This is a genomic window from Marinomonas foliarum (genome assembly GCF_016906065.1).
Taxonomy (GTDB): domain Bacteria; phylum Pseudomonadota; class Gammaproteobacteria; order Pseudomonadales; family Marinomonadaceae; genus Marinomonas; species Marinomonas foliarum.
The window spans coordinates 1549156-1565353 of the sequence record NZ_CP070273.1 but is presented as its reverse complement, the minus strand read 5'-3'; the positions used below and the strand labels follow the sequence as shown (position 1 = coordinate 1565353).

The following is a 16198-nucleotide window of genomic DNA, read 5'->3' as shown; positions in this document are numbered from 1 at the left end:
GCTTATTTAGCTAATTGAGCCAATAGTTTTTCAGCGACCAATTCAGAACTTGCAGGGTTTTGCCCTGTGATCATCAAGCCATCTTGCACTGCGAAAGGTGCCCAGTCCGCCGTGTTTTTGTAGTCTGCACCGCGTTTTTTTATTTCATCTTCTAACAAAAAAGGCACGACTTCGGTCAATTGAACCGCAGCTTCTTCGCTGTTAGTGAAGCCTGTAACGGTTTTACCTTTAATGAAATACTCACCGTCTGTGTCTTTGATGTTCAAGAAAGCGCTTGGTGCGTGACAGACAGAAGAGATTGGCTTGTCGGCTTTAATAAAGCTTTCGATCAAGGCAATGGATTCTTCGTTCTCAGTCAAATCCCAAAGTGGACCGTGGCCGCCAGGATAGAAGATAGCGTCGAAATCGTCTTGTTTCATATCGCTCAGTTTTAGTGTGTTGGTAATCACATCTTGCGCAGCCTGATCTTTATAGAAGCGTTCAGTTGCTTCGGTTTGTGCATCTGGCGCAGTACTGTTTGGATCAATTGGCGCTTGGCCGCCTTTTGGCGTAGCGACAGTGACTTCTGCGCCAGCATCAATAAATGCATAATAAGGTGCGGCGAATTCTTCTACCCAAAAACCTGTTTTGTGGCCTGTGTCTCCCAAATCGGAATGGGATGTTAGAACGACTAGAATTTTTTTGCTGCTCATAAGAGGCTCCTAAATGTTTGGATGTGTTGTTTAAATAACTTGTGATTAGTCTATCTAATTAATCTAATCAACATAATGGGAAGCTTTTTGACTTCATTGGTTTAATAATTGATACAATTGGAATCGTTTTCTTTATCTATAAAAAAAGAGCCGTCACGATGGAAGTCTCGTTTGAACAGTTAAAAAGTATGGTGGTATTTGCCCAAGTGGTGGAGCAAGGCAGTCTGACGGCCGCAGCTAAATTCATGGGGATTTCCCGTGGCGTGGTGAGTTATCACCTGAAAAAGCTAGAAGAGCAACTTGGTGTAAAACTGCTGAATCGTACCACTCGGTCTTTGTCATTGACTGAAACAGGCGAAGCCTATTATCAGCGTTGTCGTGCGATTGCCTTTCAGGCCCATGAAGCCAATCAGCAAATAGAAAAAGCCAAACAAGAGCCCGTTGGTAAATTGAAAATTACCTGTCCGGTGAATTTAGGCTTGCAGGTGATTGTTCCTGCTCTGAACGAATTTCGTCGACTTTACCCTTTAATTGAACTGAATCTTTCTTTGAGTGATGAAGTCGTCAATATTATTAAAGATGGCGTTGATCTGGCCATTCGAGGTGCGCCATTACTGGATTCTGGCTTACAAGCCAGCAAGTTGACGACATTCGAAACCTGCTTGTGTGGTTCACCAGAGTATTTTCGGCGACGCGGCAAACCCACTCAACCAGAAGAGCTGTACGATCATGACTGGGTAGTGTATACGCCAGCAGCCAATACCGTGCATCTTAGCCAAGGTTCTAAGTCGTTTAGCTTGTCTGTGCGTGGTGCAGTGAGCACTAATAATGCCGCCGCTAGAACCATTTTTTTAGAAGGGGGCAATGGCATCGGTCGAATTCCCATGTACGACGCACAGCCTCGTATCGCCAATGGCACGTTAGAGCGCATTTTGTCGGATTATCAATGCACGGGAATTGATGTCTACGCCGTCTTTCCACCGGGCACGGCTGAGTCTAAAAAACTGCGTTTGTTGCTGGATTTTCTAAAAAAATCGTTTGCTAGGTTTTGAGACGTAGATGTTGTTCTGTAACAAATCTCGGTTAGCTTTGTTATTTACTGTGACATTTATTATGGAATTGTGTGACTCGAGGATATTCTGAGCTTAATACATTAACATGCAGGTAGAGATGGAGTTTTTTTGGTGTCAGTAAGGGAGTGATTTCTTTTGGATGAGAGGATAAAACCGTGCTTATTAAGCATAAACTAATTTTGAATACGGCTTTGTTGGTTGTAGCACTCGTGGCCATGCTGGGACTTTTTTATAATACGCAGAGTAATATTGAAAAGCTAAACTACGCCAAGAATCTTATAGTGCATCAGCAAGTTAATATGCTGACATTGCGCCGCAATGAGAAAGATTTCCTCGCCCGTCTAGACCTTTCTTATGAAACAAAATTCAACGAGACAATGGCTTCTCTTTTTACTGATCAAGTTTTGCTCGAAAATGCAATGAATGAGTTTTCTATCGACATTGCTACCTTGTTAGAATTGACTGAAGATTTCAAAGAATATCAGACCGATTTTGCTGCTGTGGTGTCAGCTTCTAAAAAGTTAGGGCTAACACCTGAAACAGGGCTGCAAGGGCAACTTCGCGGCGCTGTGCATAACATTGAGAGTGAATTGTCGGCACTGAACCAAGATGCTTTGCTTGTTACAATGTTGCAGCTTCGTCGGCATGAAAAAGATTTTATGTTGCGCAGCAACCTTAAATACATTACTTCTTTTAATTCAACTTTGGATAAATTAGAAAGCGACTTACGCAGTGGCTCATTACCTGCGGATAAAGTTCAGTTATTGCTGTCACTTTCTGAGCAATACAGAAATGGCTTTAATCAATATGCAGAAGGAAAAAAAGACTTAGGTTTGACTAGTAAGGAAGGTAAATTACTGGCAATGCGTAAGTCCATTCATAAAACTGAAACAGCGCTAACCTCGGTTGAGGCTCAGTTATCCAACGTGATACAGGAAAAAGCCTCGTTTGCGATGATGTTAACAGCAATTCTTTGTGGCGTTATTATCATTATTGGTGTGTTAGTAGCTTGGATTATTAACCGCACGATCAACACAGCATTAAATACAATTCAGTTAACGATGCGAGAGATACAATCGACTCATAATATAGCCTTGCGGGTCGAGGTATCTGCGAAGGACGAAATTGGCACTGTGGCCTCAAGTATTAACGATATGTTGGCGGATTTCAGTCATGTCATTGCGAACGCTAATCTGATAGTGAAAGAGATGAACAGTACCACTGTGCAGTTATCACAGAATGCTGCTAGAACATCCGATGATGCCCAGAGACAGCGAGCAGAAACGGATATGGTCGCAGTATCTGTCACTGAAATGGTCGGCACAGTAGAAGATATTTCGCGTAGTATGGAAATGGCTGCTTCGAAAGCCGTATCAACACAAAACAATGCCCGTGAAGGTCAATCAAAAGTAAATTCAGCTATCGAACGTATTCGCCAGCTGTCCGATCGCTTGGAAGGTTCTGTAGAAACTGTTGGTGCTTTAGCAAAAGAGAGCGAAAGCATTGGCACGGTATTGAATGTCATCCAAGGAATTGCTGAACAAACGAATTTACTGGCGCTGAATGCTGCGATTGAAGCTGCTAGAGCGGGAGAGCAAGGACGTGGCTTTGCCGTTGTTGCCGATGAAGTTAGAGCGTTAGCGAGTAGAACACACACCGCCACGGAAGAAATCTCAGACATCATAGTGACGTTACAAGAGCGTACTAAGAGTATTGTTACGTTAATGGAAGACTGCCGTCAGGATGGTGCCCTAAGTCGTGATGAAGCCGTTATGACAGGAAGTGTATTAGAAAAAATCATACATGATGTGACTGAAATATCAGAGATGGCAGGCTCGGTGTCTACAGCAATTGATCAGCAAACCATCGCGGCGAATGAGATAAGTAAAAATGTCGATACCATCAGAGATATTACTGAAGATACCTCGGAGTCGGTGGCGTTAAACTCCAAAGCAAGTGAAGCCATTGCTAATCAAGCGGAATCATTGAATCGGAGTATTTCAATTTTTAAAGTTTAAATCATTAGCTAGATGGCGCTTCTGATAATAACTCAGGCTCCATCTAGCTATTAGGTGATTGATACCGCTATGATAGAACAGGTTACTGATTGCTATTTTAGAGGTTCCCCATGTTATATCGAGTGTTGTTCTGTATATTCTTGAGCGGTTTTGCGTCTTTTTCTATGGCTGAAAAGAGTGTCTCTGAAGATCCAAAAGAGCTTGCTCAGACTGTTTTTGAACTTGAGCGAAGTGTTGCTATTCTACAATTATCTACCGCCTCGCTGGGCGATTACCAATCCTTGTCTACCAAAATAACCAATGTGAAATCACTGGAATATAGAGTCAATTTCTTGGGGAATTTAACCTTCTTATTGTTTATGACGCTGGTGGTACTTTTCGTTAAGTTACATCATCAAAATAAACGTTTATCTGCAATGGAAAGCCGCACCGATGACAAAAGCTAATGCAGCGATTTAAAAAATAAACGAGATGGTTTTAGGGGAGCTAACGATGGAAAACTCAGCAGTACTGATGATTATTGATATGCAGCAAGGTATGTCTTGGCCGCAAGCTGGAGAACGAAATAATCCTAATGCAGAACATGAAATTGCTGAGCTATTGGCGCATTGGCGATCCTTTCACGCACCTATTGTACATGTCCGTCACTTATCCACTGAGCCTGAATCCTTGTTTTGGCCGGATCAAGAAGGGGTTCTTTTTCAGGATGCCTTTCAGCCCTTGATTGACGAGAAAATTATCGAAAAGTCGGTGCCTGATGCGTTTGTTTTTTCGGACCTAGAAAAGTGGCTACGAGAACAAGACGTTCAAACTTTGCTAGTTGTTGGTGTGAGCACAAATAACTCTGTTGAGTCGACGGTACGAAGCGCTGGTAATCTTGGCTTTAAAACCTATGTTGTCGGTAGCGCTTGCTTCGCATTTGAGAAAGAAGACTTTTTCGGTCAGTCACGCAGTGCCGATGAAGTGCATGCCATGTCATTAGCGAACTTGCATGGTGAATATGCGACTGTGATTACGCAAGATGAGGCGTTTGCGCTACTACCAAAAGAACATGCCTCACTAAGCGATTAGTTTTATCATTACTCCACCACACACATTGGCGTTTTGGCTATCGGGTCTTGATGAATTTGCGCACTCAAAGAGAAGACCTCTTTTAATAATCGCTGGGTAAGCACTGAGTCTGGTGAACCTTGGGTGACAATTTTGCCTTTTTTCATCACGATCAAGTGGTCGCAATAACGTGCCGCTTGGTTGATGTCATGGAGCACCGTGATGATGGTTTTGCCTTGCAAATTCAACTTGCGTAGCAAGTGCATGAGTTCGACTTGATGGCTTAAATCCATGTAGGTGGTTGGCTCATCCAGTAACAAATACGGCGTATCTTGCGCTAAGGTCATGGCAAGCCAAACACGCTGACGTTGACCGCCAGACAGCTCACTGACCAGTTGCTCAGCTAGCTCGGTAATGCCGGTTTCTTGCATGACTTGAGTGATAATGTCGTGATCATCTTTGCCAATCCGTCCCCAAAACCCCGTGTATGGACTGCGTCCATAGGCGACCAGATCTTTGACTTTAATCCCTTCAGGAATCGGTTGGGTTTGTGGCAACAAGGCCAATTGTTGCGCCAGTTTTTTAGATGCGATGCCGTGAAGGTTCTGACCTTGCCAGTGAACTTGGCCATCCATAGGAGAAAGAATGCGCGCCATGGCTTTCAATAAAGTGGATTTTCCACAACCGTTTGGACCAAGCAAAGCAATGATTTTTCCTTCGGGGATGTTTAGGTCGACTTGTTTTACGATGGCTTTATCATGGTAGCCAACAGATAAGTTATGAGTGCTAAGAGACATAAATCATTTTGTCCTAAGGAGTAGCCAAAGAAAATACGGCGCGCCAATAATGGCGGTCATAATGCCGGCGGGTAATTCAATTGGTGGGTCAATGGTGCGAGCCACGAGATCAGCAAGTAGCAACAAAATGGCGCCAACTAACATGGTGGCAGGCAAGAGTATTTGATGACGGCCGCCGACCAATTTTCGGGTTAAATGCGGAGCCACTAAGCCGAGAAAGCCAATAGGGCCGCATATCGCCACACAAGACGCAGTCAGCCCAACAGCAATAGCCAAGGAAGCCAAACGCAGCTTGTTCGCCTTTATACCAAGGCTGATGGCGCTGTCATCACCGAGATGAATGAGATTGAGCGGTTTCGCAAGCCAAAGGGCAAAGGGAATTAACATAAGCCAAGGCAATAACATAGCAAGCTGATTCCAGCCACGTCCCCATAAACTGCCTGTTAGCCACAAAAGAGCGTTGTTGATTTCCAGTGGTTTAACCAGCATCAGAAAGTCGATACAACTGGCGTATAAGGCCGCTAATGCCACACCCGTAATGGCCAGTTTTATGGTGCTGCTATGTGAACCGCACAACCACCACAACATTAACGCTGCCACCAAACTGCCGACTAAGGCGACCGCAGGCAGCCAGCTAATATCGGCATTGGGAAAAAAAGTCATATAGAACACAGCGGCCAATCCAGCACCATGGCTCACACCCAGTACATCCGGTGACGCTAGAGGGTTACGAATCACACCTTGAACCAAGGCGCCTGCCAGCGCCATCATGGCACCGACTAACATGGCGAGAATGGTGCGCGGCAAGCGATATTCGTGGATGGTGAAGTAGTGTTCGTTACCGACTTGTAGGCCATCTATAATCTGTTTAAACGGAATCGAAACCGCACCAAACATGAGATTAGCGATCAGCAGTCCTATCATGGCAAGTACTAAAAAAGGCAGCGAGCGCGTGGCCATTATAAGGTTCTCTTACGGACGAGGTAGATGAAAAACGGCGCACCGATCAAGGCCAAAATAGCGCCAGCCGGTGTTTCTGCAGGGTAGATAATGCCTCTACTTACCGTATCTGATAAGACAACCAAGCAGGCGCCCATTATCATGGCGATCGGCAAGAATTTACGATGATCTTGCCCTGCGAGCATTCGTGCCATATGTGGTACCAGCAAGCCGACAAAACCAATTGCACCGACGCTGCTGATGGCGCTCCCGACCAATAATAAGACAAGAAAGCTGCCGCCTAGTTTTACCCACATCAGCGACACGCCAAGGTTGCGCGCATTGTCATCGCCAAGCTGCAATAGATTCAGTGTTGGGGCAATCAGCATGGCACCTAATAAACCAATTAGGCAGACAGGCCAAAGGGAATCGAAGGTTTGCCATCTAGCATCAGTCAAACTCCCCGCGAGCCAAGTTAGTACGCCTGCAGCTTGATCTTCGGCAATGATAATCACGGCTTTGGTTAAGGCGGCACATAAAGCGGAAATAGCGACGCCGGCCAATACTAATCTTCCGTGTTCATTGCCGCCGCGCCATGCGCTACCAAGCAACATAACGAAAGCCCAGGCAATGCCGCCACCAATAATGGCGGCGATTGAACTACCGAGTAAACCAAACCAAGGGGCGATCGTGGAAACACTTGCCATTCCCAGAGCTGCGCCCGCATTAATCCCAAGTACAGAAGGGGAAGCGAGAGGGTTTTGCGTCAAGCCTTGCATGATGACACCAGCCGCCGCGAGATTAGCGCCCACCATAATGCCAACGAGTACTCTAGGCAGCCTTAAATCATGAACAATATGCTGGGCAATGCTGTCCTGATTCATATTGTATAAGGCGTGCAGGGCATCCGCTGGCGTGACGGTAATAACGGACCAGCTAAACAGGCTGACCCATGAACAGGCAAACAGAAGCAGAAGTAGTAATAGGCACTGCGCAAAAAAAGAAAAACGTAACGAGATCATTTTTTCGCGTTGAAGACCTTGATTAGATCTTGCCCCATGGTTTCGGCTGAAATAATGCCGCGGCAACGGGACCAGGTATTAGGGTTAACCGCATAAATGTGGTTATTTTTAGCGGCTTTTAAGATTGACCAAAGCGGCTCGCTTTTCCATTTATCGACGATGCTGGGGGTTACGTAATTACCGACGATGAAATAATCCGGGTTGACTGTTAGTAGTTGTTCTAGGCTGGTTTGACGGTAAGCATCATCGCTGCGGCCAGTATTGGCATTTTTTAAGCCCAATGCGCGTATTACGCCGCCAGCATAGGAATCTGCCGTGTGAAGAAATAAGGCGTCATCACGGGCAACACCAAATTGAACTTCTTTGCCCTTTGGTAATTGGGTCGCTAGTTTAGCCATCACTTCGTCATGTTTCTTTAAGCGTGCTTGCATTTCTTTGTCTTTGCCAATGGCTTTACCAATGATGGCCGTGGCTTGAAGGTTTTCTTCATAGGTCGCTCGGCGTGAGGGCAGAATCAAGGTAGGTGCTATTTTTTGGAGATCAGCATATACGCCCTCATGACGGGAAATATCGGCAATGATGAGATCTGGTTTTAGCGAAGAAATGGTTTCAAGACTAGGCTGAGAGCGCGTACCAACCGATGCCCAATCGCCAATTTCATCACGAATTTCTTTTAGAATACGTTCAGCATCTTTGTCATCAGCAATACCGACAGGGCTGACACCAACGGCAGCTAATGCATCGACAAAGGAAAACTCCAATACAACGATGCGCTGCGGAACGTAATTGATACTAAAGGTACCTTTACTGTCCTCCACGGAAACGGCCTGAGCAATAAGAGAAAAACCAAATAATAGAGTAGATAAAGCAATGACTAATAAGCGCTTCATAGCGGACCTTTAAGAAGAGGAAAATTATCAATAATGATAACACTTCTCAATAATATTTGAAGGCTTTTAGTCCATCGTCATGCAATGGTTAAATACTTTCGCCAGCTTCTATTTTAAATGGCAAATCAATGATTTTTTGTGAGACGGGGTTGCCCTGAAGGCGAGAGAGTAGGTGCTCGGCAGCCAAACGCCCCATTTCTTCACGAGGCGTAATGACAGTGGCAAGCAGTGGCACCATGGCGCGAGAAATATCATGACCGTGGAAGCCTGCAATGCTGATGTCTTGCGGGACTTTAATACCGGCTTTTTGGCAGGCGTAAAGCGCACCAATTGCCAAGTCATCGTTGGTGCAAAATATGCCGTCGGTGTCGGGTTGCTGCTGAAGGGCATCGTGTAGAAAAGTGGCCCCAAGGGTGAAGGAAGACGCGCTGTTGGTTTTTAAGCACAAAGGCGTTAATCCATTGTCGAGCATAGCGGTTTCGTAGCCTTTGATTTTAAACAGAGTCCGTTGGTCCATTCGCGCTGCGAAGTAAACGATTTTCTTGCGGTCTCGTTTGATCATGAAATCCGTCATCGCATACGCAGCGGCTTCGTTGTCTATGCCGATGGCTTGTTCAATCGGAGGGGAAACGGAGTCCATGATTTCAATAACGGGAATGCCAGCCACAGCAAGCATTTTTCTCACACGTTCTGTGTGATAGCTTTCAGAAATAATCAAACCATCCACGTTGTAAGACAGTAGCGTGGCAATGCGCGCTTCTTCTGCTTCTTTGCTGTAACCGTAGTGAGCCAACATGGTTTGATAGCCCGCGGGTTCAACAACGGACTCTATGCCGCGAATGACTTCAGCGAATACTTGGTTGGTTAAAGAGGGCAGTAGAACGCCAATCGCGTGGCTTTTTGATTTGGATAAAATATCAGGTGCTCGATTAGGTATATAACCTAGATCTTCTAATGCATCGGCGATTTTAGTTTGTAGCGGCACAGAAACTTGATCTGGATTTCTAAGAAAGCGACTCACGGTCATTTTTGTCACGCCAACTAAGTCAGCAACGTCTTGTAGTGTTGGGCGTTTGTTTTTCATAGTGGGGCTTTTCTTGTCGGCGCTTTTCATACCAGTGACGTATCCATGTTTTGTTACAGGTAACATTATCATAAGCCATTCATGGCGAGAAAGAAAAAGTCGACGTTTTTGCGTAAGATATTAACTAATTTAGGTTTTATACTGACAGTGAGTGTTTACTTTTAATAAAGAGACGCAATCCAATCACTGCGTCTCTTACGTTTTTATTGATTGGCTAAAAGCGTTAGTGCTTCGCTTAATACTTGGTCGGCATCTTGAGAAATATCGATTACCAGAGCTTCTTCGTCTGTAGGCTCAATTAAGGTGGCAAACTGGCTTTCTAACATTTCTCGACCATTAAAATAATGGCCATCACGATTTTGATGACGTTGCCAAATAGTATCGATACTGCCTTTTAGATAAATCATAGTGACATCATCTAGGCCGTTGCGCAGCATAACGCGATATTCTGGTTTGAGCCCTGAACAGGCAATCACCGCCGTTGGGTTGTCGGTCAATATGGTGTTCAGTGTTGCTAACCAGTCTTTACGATCGTCATCGGTTAGCGGTGTTCCTTTACGCATTTTGTCAACGTTTGCTTGACTGTGAAAGTCATCACCATCAAAAAATGGATAACCTAGTTTTTCTGCTATGTTGCTGCCGATCAGAGATTTACCAGAACCTGATACACCTAATACTACAATTTTCTTTGTCATCTTCTTAAGTCCTTATCGCCTTGCTGTTATCAGCAAGGCTGTGTCGTTCAAAAAGCCGTGTTGAACGGCATGGTCTCAATGGGTTATTTCCACCAAAGGGCCAGCTCAGGGAAGAATATGACCAAGGCAAGAACCAAAACCTGCAAGCCAATGAAAGGCAAGAGAGAGCTAAAGATCTCGCCCAGACTAATGTCTTTTGGCGCCACAGATTTAAGATAAAACGCCGCGGGGCCAAATGGAGGTGATAAGAAAGACACCTGCATGTTCAAACAGAACACCACACCAAACCAGATAGGATCTAAGCCAAGGCCTATGATAATAGGAACAAAGATCGGCATGGTTAATAACGCAACACCTACCCAATCTAAGAACATACCGAGTACCAGTAAGATGATCATCATGATCATGACGGTACCCATGACGCTGCCGCCACTTAGGGCAAGAATGGTTTCTTCAACAAACGAGATACCGCCCATCAGGTTATACACACCGACCAGAGCAGTTGCCCCGATACCGATCCAGATGATCATGCCACAGGTGCTCATGGTGGCTTTGGCGCTGTCTTTTAGCATGGCGAAATTCAGCTCGCCACGAATTGCTGCACTGATGATGATACCAACCACACCGAGTGCAGAGGCTTCAGTCACAGATGCCACACCAGTATAAATGCTGCCTAGCACCATCATTACTGTAAGCAATGGGAAGAGTAGGGCCTTGAAGTAATTAACGTCGTTATCAGTCGCCAGCTCTTCGTCACTTGGCAATGGAGCGTATTCTGGATTAAGACGACAAATGATCAGCACGTAAGCCATGTAAGCGAAGGCAAGAATAAACGCAGGCAAGAACGCCGCTTTAAACAAATCACCGATGGAAACACTGGCTGTTAAACCGTAGATAATCAACACGATACTGGGCGGTAGCATAGTGCCTAATGCACCACCGGCACAGGTTACACCAATGGCCAGTTTGCGGTTGTATCCAAGGCGCAACATTTGCGGCAAGGCCAAGATGCCAAGCAATACCGTTTCACCGCCGATCACACCAGACATTGACGCTAGTACGATAGCAACCAATAAAGTCTGTACAGCAACACCGCCACGTAGCTTGCGGCCAAAGACCTTCATAGCGTCGAACAGGTCTCGGGCGATACCAGATCGATCTAACAATGCGGCCATGAGAACAAACATGGGAACCGCTAGAAATACATAGCTACCAACAAAACTGTACAAACGGCTAGTGATCAAAGGCAAAGCGCCAACGCCAAACCAACCAATAGCAAAAACAAGCGCTACTAACGCGGTAACGAAGGCCAATTGCATGCCCGTTAGTAGCAATAAAATCATAGAACCGAGCATTAGTAGACTGCCGTAGCCTATGCCCATTGCGGATAGATCAAACATCTTTGCGTTTCCTTAAGCCATTTAATTCTTGTATTAGGTGCAAGGAGAACTGCACAAACATGATACAAAGTGTCATGAATATCATGCCTTTTACCAAGGCTGGGAAAGCGGGGTTCCATGCGGATCCAGAAGTTTCTAAACGGACATCACCAAATGGGGTGAACCATGAGTCTTGAACCATTTGATAAGCCGCCCAGCTAAGTAGACTAGAAAACAGCAGCCCCATAACATGATGAAAAACATTCAGCCAGCGACGTGTTCTATCAGAAACAATGTCGTAGATCAGTACCACTCGAACGTGCTTATTGATGGATAAAGCGTAAATGCCGCCATAGACAAACAAACAGCCCCCTAAAAACGAAGCAGTTTCGTGTACCCAAATAGTTGGGGCATTAAATACATAGCGCATCAGCACTTCATAAAATGAAATGGCAACCGTAAAAACAAACAGCAAGCTGATGAGATTTCCAAACTTGAAAATCGCACGATCTAGGATGTTTCTTGGTTGTTCTGAACTATCGAGATTGTCTGGATGAATTTCGTCTTTCATGATCATGATCCAATGAAAAGCAGGCGCAGATGCAATAGGTTGCAGTGCGCCTGTTTTGCAGGGTTAAAAGGCTTTTAAGAGAGCTTAATTAAAGAAGGCCATTCGCTTCTAAGTACGTCGTAATAGAGTCGTATACTTTCTGAGCATTGTCTGAACTTTTAGCAAACTCTTCCCACTGTGTACGAGCAATCGCACGGAATTTTTTACGTTCTTCCGCAGACCAATCGTGAATGGTAATGTTCGGATCCGCTTGTGCTGCTTTTACGGCTGCTTGGTCTGCAATACGTAACTGAGTTGTCATGTCTTCAGCGAAGTCACGAACAGAAACCGTTAGGATAGATTGGATATCCGCAGGTAGCTTGTCCCATTTTTTCTTGTTCATTGAAATATCAATCAATGGCAAAGAGTGGAAACCAGGCTGAACTGGGTGTGTTGCAATGTCGTTCATGCCAGCTTTCTGGTTTGTCGAGAAAACAGTGTAGTCGGCTGCGTCGATAACGCCTTTACTAAGACCGGTGAATACTTCAGAACCCGGTAGGTTAACTGGCGCGGCACCTGCTGCGGCAAATACACGTTGAACCAAGCCTTCAGGGGCGCGAAGTTTTAGACCTTTCAGATCGGCAACGCTGTCCAGTGGAACACGAGAAACCAACGATTCAACACCTGTTGTAGAACCACCAATGAACTTCACACCGTAAGGAGCGTACAGTTCATTCATTAGCTCGTAACCGCCACCGTAGTTGACGTATTGCAGAAGTTGTTGAGTATTAGACCAAGCACCTACTGTGTTACCAATTAGGCCGAATGCTGGATCTTTACCAGAGAAAAACTCGGTAGCCGTAATATGACCATCTAGGATGCCCATTTTGATGCCGTCTAGCGTTTCAGTGTGTTTGAAAATACTGCCAACAGGAAGTAACTCGATATGAACACGGCCGCCCGTCATCGTTTCGACGCGTTTCGTCCACTCTTTTTGAACTTGGAAGTTTTTGTCGCCCGCTGGATCAGAGGATTGGAACTTGAAATTGTAATCCGCTGCGATTGCAGACGTAGATAGAATGCCAGCCATAGTGGCGGTCATTAGCGTAGTGCTGAATTTACTCATGATATCGCTTCCCGTTGATTATTTTTTTAATAACAGTTTTTAGGAACAGTGCTTTTGCTGATGTTACCGGTAACTAGGGTGGCAATGTTACCGATAACATTTAAATCTAGTCAAGCCCATTTCTGGATAAAATTGTTGGTTAATTATAGATGCTTGATATTTAAAGGGATCTTTTTTGTGTCCTATGTGCTTTTAAAGGGCGAAGATAATTGAATAGTCTGCTTTAGACATTGGTCTAAGAAGCATTTTGTTGTCTATTATAAAAGCGCACACTCTTGATAGGTGTCTTCTTCTGTAAAAAGCTTCGTCTGAAAAAGAGAATAATAAAATGGCTGCGATCGACATTCCTGAAGTACATAAATTTATTGAAGCGATTCCCCCGTTTTCTAGTCTCAAGCTGCTAGATCGCAAGCAACTGCTGACAGGTGTGTCTATGCTATATGTTCGCCAAGGGCAGACGTTGGCATTGACAGGTGACGCAGCGACCGTGCACTTGATTCGACGTGGAGCTTGTGAAATTCGTACGCCTAAAGGTGGGCTAGTGGATCAAATTGCCGACGGTGAGTGCTTTGGTATTTCTAGCCTTATGGCGCAAAATCCGGATGGTTTGCAAGTGGTCGCTATGGAAGACAGCTTAGTTTATCGCTTCGATAAAAAACGCTTTATGGAAACACTAGAAAAGAGCGAAGCTTTCGAACTCTTTTTTGAACACACTCGGCACAATCGTCTACGCAAACTTTCTCGTAGTCAAAACAATGAATTAGCCTCTCCCGCTTTGCAATTATCGACACCCATTTCATACATTATGACGAGGCAGCTGATTCTCGCGACTCCAGACGAAAGCATTCAAACTATTGCCATGCGCATGAGTGAAGCGCGAGTCAGTTCTATCTTGGTGGTAGAAGACGACAAACTCACTGGCATCGTCACCGATCGAGATTTACGCTCGCGTATTTTGGCCCTCGGTGGCTCGGCGGATTCATTGGTAAAAGATGTGATGACGCGAGACCCCGTTAACTTGAGACCGGACGCCTTGGTGATGCAGGCGCAAACTTTAATGAGCGAAAGCAATATTCACCATTTGCCTATTGTTGATGAAGTGCAAAAAGCCGTGGGTATGTTAACCGCTGCGGATTTGTTACGACATCAAGAACTCAGTCCTTTGCTATTGATCAACCAAATCCACCGACAGCAATCTATTGACGATTTAGCCCGTGTTTGCAAACAATTGCCGACCTTGATCATGAATCTGATTGTGACGGATATGAAGCCCGCGGATGTGGGCAAAGTGTTGGCAACCGTGAGCGATAATTTAACACGCCGAGTGATCGAATTGGCCTTGGGGAAATTTGGCCCAGCGCCCATGGCATTTCAGTTTTTAGTGTTTGGATCACAAGCGCGACGCGATCAATCCTTGGGCAGCGATCAAGATAACGGCCTGATGTTAGAGCGCGAGCCAAGAGCTGAAGAAAGTCAGTACTTTGCCGATTTATCCGAGTTTATCTGCCAAGGCTTGGGGCTTTGTGGGATTCGCCTTTGTCCTGGAGACATCATGGCGAGCAACCCTGAATGGCGCAGAACAGCAGTCGGCTGGCAGCAAGCTTTTTCCACTTGGATAAAAAGCAGTGCGCCTAGTGCATTACTCCACGCCAGCATCTTTTTCGATATTCGTTGTGTGTATGATTCAGGGGACAAGCAAGGCGATGCGGTGAATAAGCTAATCAAAGCCATGCAGTTGGAGATAAGCAAAAACAGTGTGTTTTTAGCGACGTTGACACGCACTGCGTTGGCAAGCAAACCGCCATTGGGCTTCTTCCGTCATTTTGTTTTGGAGTCCTCTGGTGAGCATAAAAACCAGCTTGATCTTAAGCATCAAGGTTTGGCGCTGATTAACGATTTAGCGCGCTTGTATGGCTTGTCTTGCAAAACCTATCGAGCTGGCACCTTGGATAGAATCGAGCAAGCTATTCGTGAAAAGCTCATCAGTGTCGATACTGCACGGAACCTGATGGACGCTTGGGACGAACTTAATGGCTTGCGTCTTGAAGCTCAAGGACGACATTGGCAAGCCACTGGTAAAGCCAGCGCGTATCTGGATCCGAAAGATTTGAGCTCATTAGAGCGTAAGCATCTGAAGACCACCTTTAGCATCATCAATGATGTGCAAGATGTGGCACAGCAGCGCTTCTTAAAAGGATACAGCTAGATGTCGTTTGATTTGCTGCAAAAGCTCAGCGCGTGGAATTTGTCTCGGCAATCGGTTAAGCGAGCCTGGTCTGAATGGGATTATCTTGTACTGGATATCGAAACCTCGGGGTTAGATCCGAAGCAAGATCACATCGTTAGTTTTGGTTGGGTATGTATTCATAAAGGTGTGATTGAATTAGATACCGCGCGACATATTGTGTTGGATAGTGCACAAATTGGCGACAACGTCGGCATTCACATGATTACTGACTCAGACGTTTTGCAGCAAGGTAAAAAACAAGAAAGCGTGCTGCGTTACCTACGACACCTTCTACGCGAACGCGTCTTGGTAATGCACCACGCACCAATGGAACTGGGTTTTTTAAAACAAGCGTGGCAAACCGAAGCCTTAGCGACATTTTCAGCTAACTGGCTAGATACACTCGCCATTGAACGCACCAAAGCCAACCGAGCGCATCAACCTATTCAGGACGGCGGCTTTCGCCTCGGCGCCTGCCGAGAACGTTACGGCTTACCGGAATACCAAGGCCATGACGCCTTAACCGACGCCTTAGCCACCGCAGAGCTACTACTCGCCCAAATTGCCTACCAAGGCAGAGACTGTCGATTACACGACCTCAACCAAATGGGAGGCGGAAGAGTTAGGCTGGCGACGCGTTAGCAATAGTCCCCTTT

The 16198-nt window shown here is 45.5% G+C and carries 16 protein-coding genes; 6 read left to right on the top strand and 10 right to left on the bottom strand.

Features of this window, described 5'->3' with window-relative positions; all coding sequences use genetic code 11:
* Positions 1-2: 2 nt before the first annotated feature.
* The gene (locus JSY38_RS07270; RefSeq protein ID WP_205116124.1) at positions 3-692 is read right to left on the bottom strand and encodes a type 1 glutamine amidotransferase domain-containing protein; all 690 of its coding nucleotides are present in this window, start codon (positions 690-692) and stop codon (positions 3-5) included.
* 158 nt (positions 693-850) lie between these two features.
* Between JSY38_RS07270 and JSY38_RS07265 the strand changes: the two genes are divergently transcribed.
* From JSY38_RS07265 to JSY38_RS07250, 4 genes are all read left to right on the top strand, one after another.
* Positions 851-1744, top strand: coding sequence for a LysR family transcriptional regulator (locus JSY38_RS07265; protein WP_205116122.1), 894 nt, complete (start codon positions 851-853; stop codon positions 1742-1744).
* 176 nt (positions 1745-1920) lie between these two features.
* Complete coding sequence (locus tag JSY38_RS07260) at positions 1921-3783, top strand: methyl-accepting chemotaxis protein (protein WP_205116121.1); 1863 nt, start codon at positions 1921-1923, stop codon at positions 3781-3783.
* A gap of 110 nt (positions 3784-3893) precedes the next feature.
* Positions 3894-4229: a hypothetical protein gene (locus tag JSY38_RS07255; RefSeq protein ID WP_205116119.1), complete on the top strand. Its 336-nt coding sequence runs from the start codon at positions 3894-3896 to the stop codon at positions 4227-4229.
* Between the two features lie 46 nt (positions 4230-4275).
* Positions 4276-4854: a cysteine hydrolase family protein gene (locus JSY38_RS07250; protein WP_205116116.1), complete on the top strand. Its 579-nt coding sequence runs from the start codon at positions 4276-4278 to the stop codon at positions 4852-4854.
* A gap of 8 nt (positions 4855-4862) precedes the next feature.
* On the opposite strand, the gene fecE is transcribed toward JSY38_RS07250, so the two are convergent.
* From fecE to JSY38_RS07205, 9 genes are all read right to left on the bottom strand, one after another.
* Complete coding sequence (gene fecE, locus JSY38_RS07245; RefSeq protein WP_205116115.1) at positions 4863-5630, bottom strand: Fe(3+) dicitrate ABC transporter ATP-binding protein FecE; 768 nt, start codon at positions 5628-5630, stop codon at positions 4863-4865.
* Positions 5631-5633: 3 nt separating this feature from the next.
* Complete coding sequence (gene fecD / locus JSY38_RS07240; RefSeq protein WP_205116113.1) at positions 5634-6590, bottom strand: Fe(3+) dicitrate ABC transporter permease subunit FecD; 957 nt, start codon at positions 6588-6590, stop codon at positions 5634-5636.
* On the bottom strand, positions 6590-7591 hold the full coding sequence (locus JSY38_RS07235; RefSeq protein WP_205116108.1) for an iron chelate uptake ABC transporter family permease subunit: 1002 nt from the start codon (positions 7589-7591) through the stop codon (positions 6590-6592). Before JSY38_RS07235 ends, fecD begins: the two co-directional genes overlap by 1 nt.
* A complete protein-coding gene (locus tag JSY38_RS07230) occupies positions 7588-8481 on the bottom strand; it encodes a Fe(3+) dicitrate ABC transporter substrate-binding protein (RefSeq protein WP_205116107.1) in 894 nt (297 codons plus the stop codon). The genes JSY38_RS07235 and JSY38_RS07230 overlap by 4 nt, the downstream gene beginning before the upstream one ends.
* Before the next feature lie 88 nt (positions 8482-8569).
* A complete protein-coding gene (gntR, locus tag JSY38_RS07225; protein WP_205116106.1) occupies positions 8570-9565 on the bottom strand; it encodes a gluconate operon transcriptional repressor GntR in 996 nt (331 codons plus the stop codon).
* A gap of 203 nt (positions 9566-9768) precedes the next feature.
* Positions 9769-10260 carry a gluconokinase gene (locus JSY38_RS07220; RefSeq protein WP_205116102.1) on the bottom strand — a complete coding sequence of 164 codons (492 nt, stop codon included), beginning with the start codon at positions 10258-10260 and terminating at the stop codon, positions 9769-9771.
* 83 nt (positions 10261-10343) lie between these two features.
* Positions 10344-11660 (bottom strand): TRAP transporter large permease, encoded by a 1317-nt coding sequence (locus JSY38_RS07215; protein WP_114411756.1) that lies wholly within the window; start codon positions 11658-11660, stop codon positions 10344-10346.
* Positions 11653-12210, bottom strand: coding sequence for a TRAP transporter small permease subunit (locus JSY38_RS07210; RefSeq protein WP_239544416.1), 558 nt, complete (start codon positions 12208-12210; stop codon positions 11653-11655). Before JSY38_RS07210 ends, JSY38_RS07215 begins: the two co-directional genes overlap by 8 nt.
* Positions 12211-12298: 88 nt before the next feature.
* Complete coding sequence (locus tag JSY38_RS07205) at positions 12299-13315, bottom strand: TRAP transporter substrate-binding protein (RefSeq protein ID WP_110576719.1); 1017 nt, start codon at positions 13313-13315, stop codon at positions 12299-12301.
* A 328-nt stretch (positions 13316-13643) separates the two neighbouring features.
* On the opposite strand from JSY38_RS07205, the gene JSY38_RS07200 reads away from it, so the two are divergent.
* Positions 13644-15521 (top strand): DUF294 nucleotidyltransferase-like domain-containing protein, encoded by a 1878-nt coding sequence (locus JSY38_RS07200; RefSeq protein ID WP_205116101.1) that lies wholly within the window; start codon positions 13644-13646, stop codon positions 15519-15521.
* The gene (locus JSY38_RS07195; RefSeq protein ID WP_205116095.1) at positions 15522-16184 is read left to right on the top strand and encodes a 3'-5' exonuclease; all 663 of its coding nucleotides are present in this window, start codon (positions 15522-15524) and stop codon (positions 16182-16184) included.
* The last annotated feature ends 14 nt before the right edge of the window (positions 16185-16198 follow it).

Excerpts from the sequence above, each read along its gene's own strand:
- JSY38_RS07270 (WP_205116124.1), bottom strand. The coding sequence starts at position 692 with ATGAGCAGCAAAAAAATTCTAGTCGTTCTAACATCCCATTCCGATTTG.
- JSY38_RS07265 (WP_205116122.1), top strand. The coding sequence starts at position 851 with ATGGAAGTCTCGTTTGAACAGTTAAAAAGTATGGTGGTATTTGCCCAA.
- JSY38_RS07255 (WP_205116119.1), top strand. The coding sequence starts at position 3,894 with ATGTTATATCGAGTGTTGTTCTGTATATTCTTGAGCGGTTTTGCGTCT.
- JSY38_RS07250 (WP_205116116.1), top strand. The coding sequence starts at position 4,276 with ATGGAAAACTCAGCAGTACTGATGATTATTGATATGCAGCAAGGTATG.
- fecE (WP_205116115.1), bottom strand. The coding sequence starts at position 5,630 with ATGTCTCTTAGCACTCATAACTTATCTGTTGGCTACCATGATAAAGCC.
- fecD (WP_205116113.1), bottom strand. The coding sequence starts at position 6,590 with ATGGCCACGCGCTCGCTGCCTTTTTTAGTACTTGCCATGATAGGACTG.
- JSY38_RS07235 (WP_205116108.1), bottom strand. The coding sequence starts at position 7,591 with ATGATCTCGTTACGTTTTTCTTTTTTTGCGCAGTGCCTATTACTACTT.
- JSY38_RS07230 (WP_205116107.1), bottom strand. The coding sequence starts at position 8,481 with ATGAAGCGCTTATTAGTCATTGCTTTATCTACTCTATTATTTGGTTTT.
- gntR (WP_205116106.1), bottom strand. The coding sequence starts at position 9,565 with ATGAAAAACAAACGCCCAACACTACAAGACGTTGCTGACTTAGTTGGC.
- JSY38_RS07220 (WP_205116102.1), bottom strand. The coding sequence starts at position 10,260 with ATGACAAAGAAAATTGTAGTATTAGGTGTATCAGGTTCTGGTAAATCT.
- JSY38_RS07215 (WP_114411756.1), bottom strand. The coding sequence starts at position 11,660 with ATGTTTGATCTATCCGCAATGGGCATAGGCTACGGCAGTCTACTAATG.
- JSY38_RS07210 (WP_239544416.1), bottom strand. The coding sequence starts at position 12,210 with ATGAAAGACGAAATTCATCCAGACAATCTCGATAGTTCAGAACAACCA.
- JSY38_RS07205 (WP_110576719.1), bottom strand. The coding sequence starts at position 13,315 with ATGAGTAAATTCAGCACTACGCTAATGACCGCCACTATGGCTGGCATT.
- JSY38_RS07200 (WP_205116101.1), top strand. The coding sequence starts at position 13,644 with ATGGCTGCGATCGACATTCCTGAAGTACATAAATTTATTGAAGCGATT.
- JSY38_RS07195 (WP_205116095.1), top strand. The coding sequence starts at position 15,522 with ATGTCGTTTGATTTGCTGCAAAAGCTCAGCGCGTGGAATTTGTCTCGG.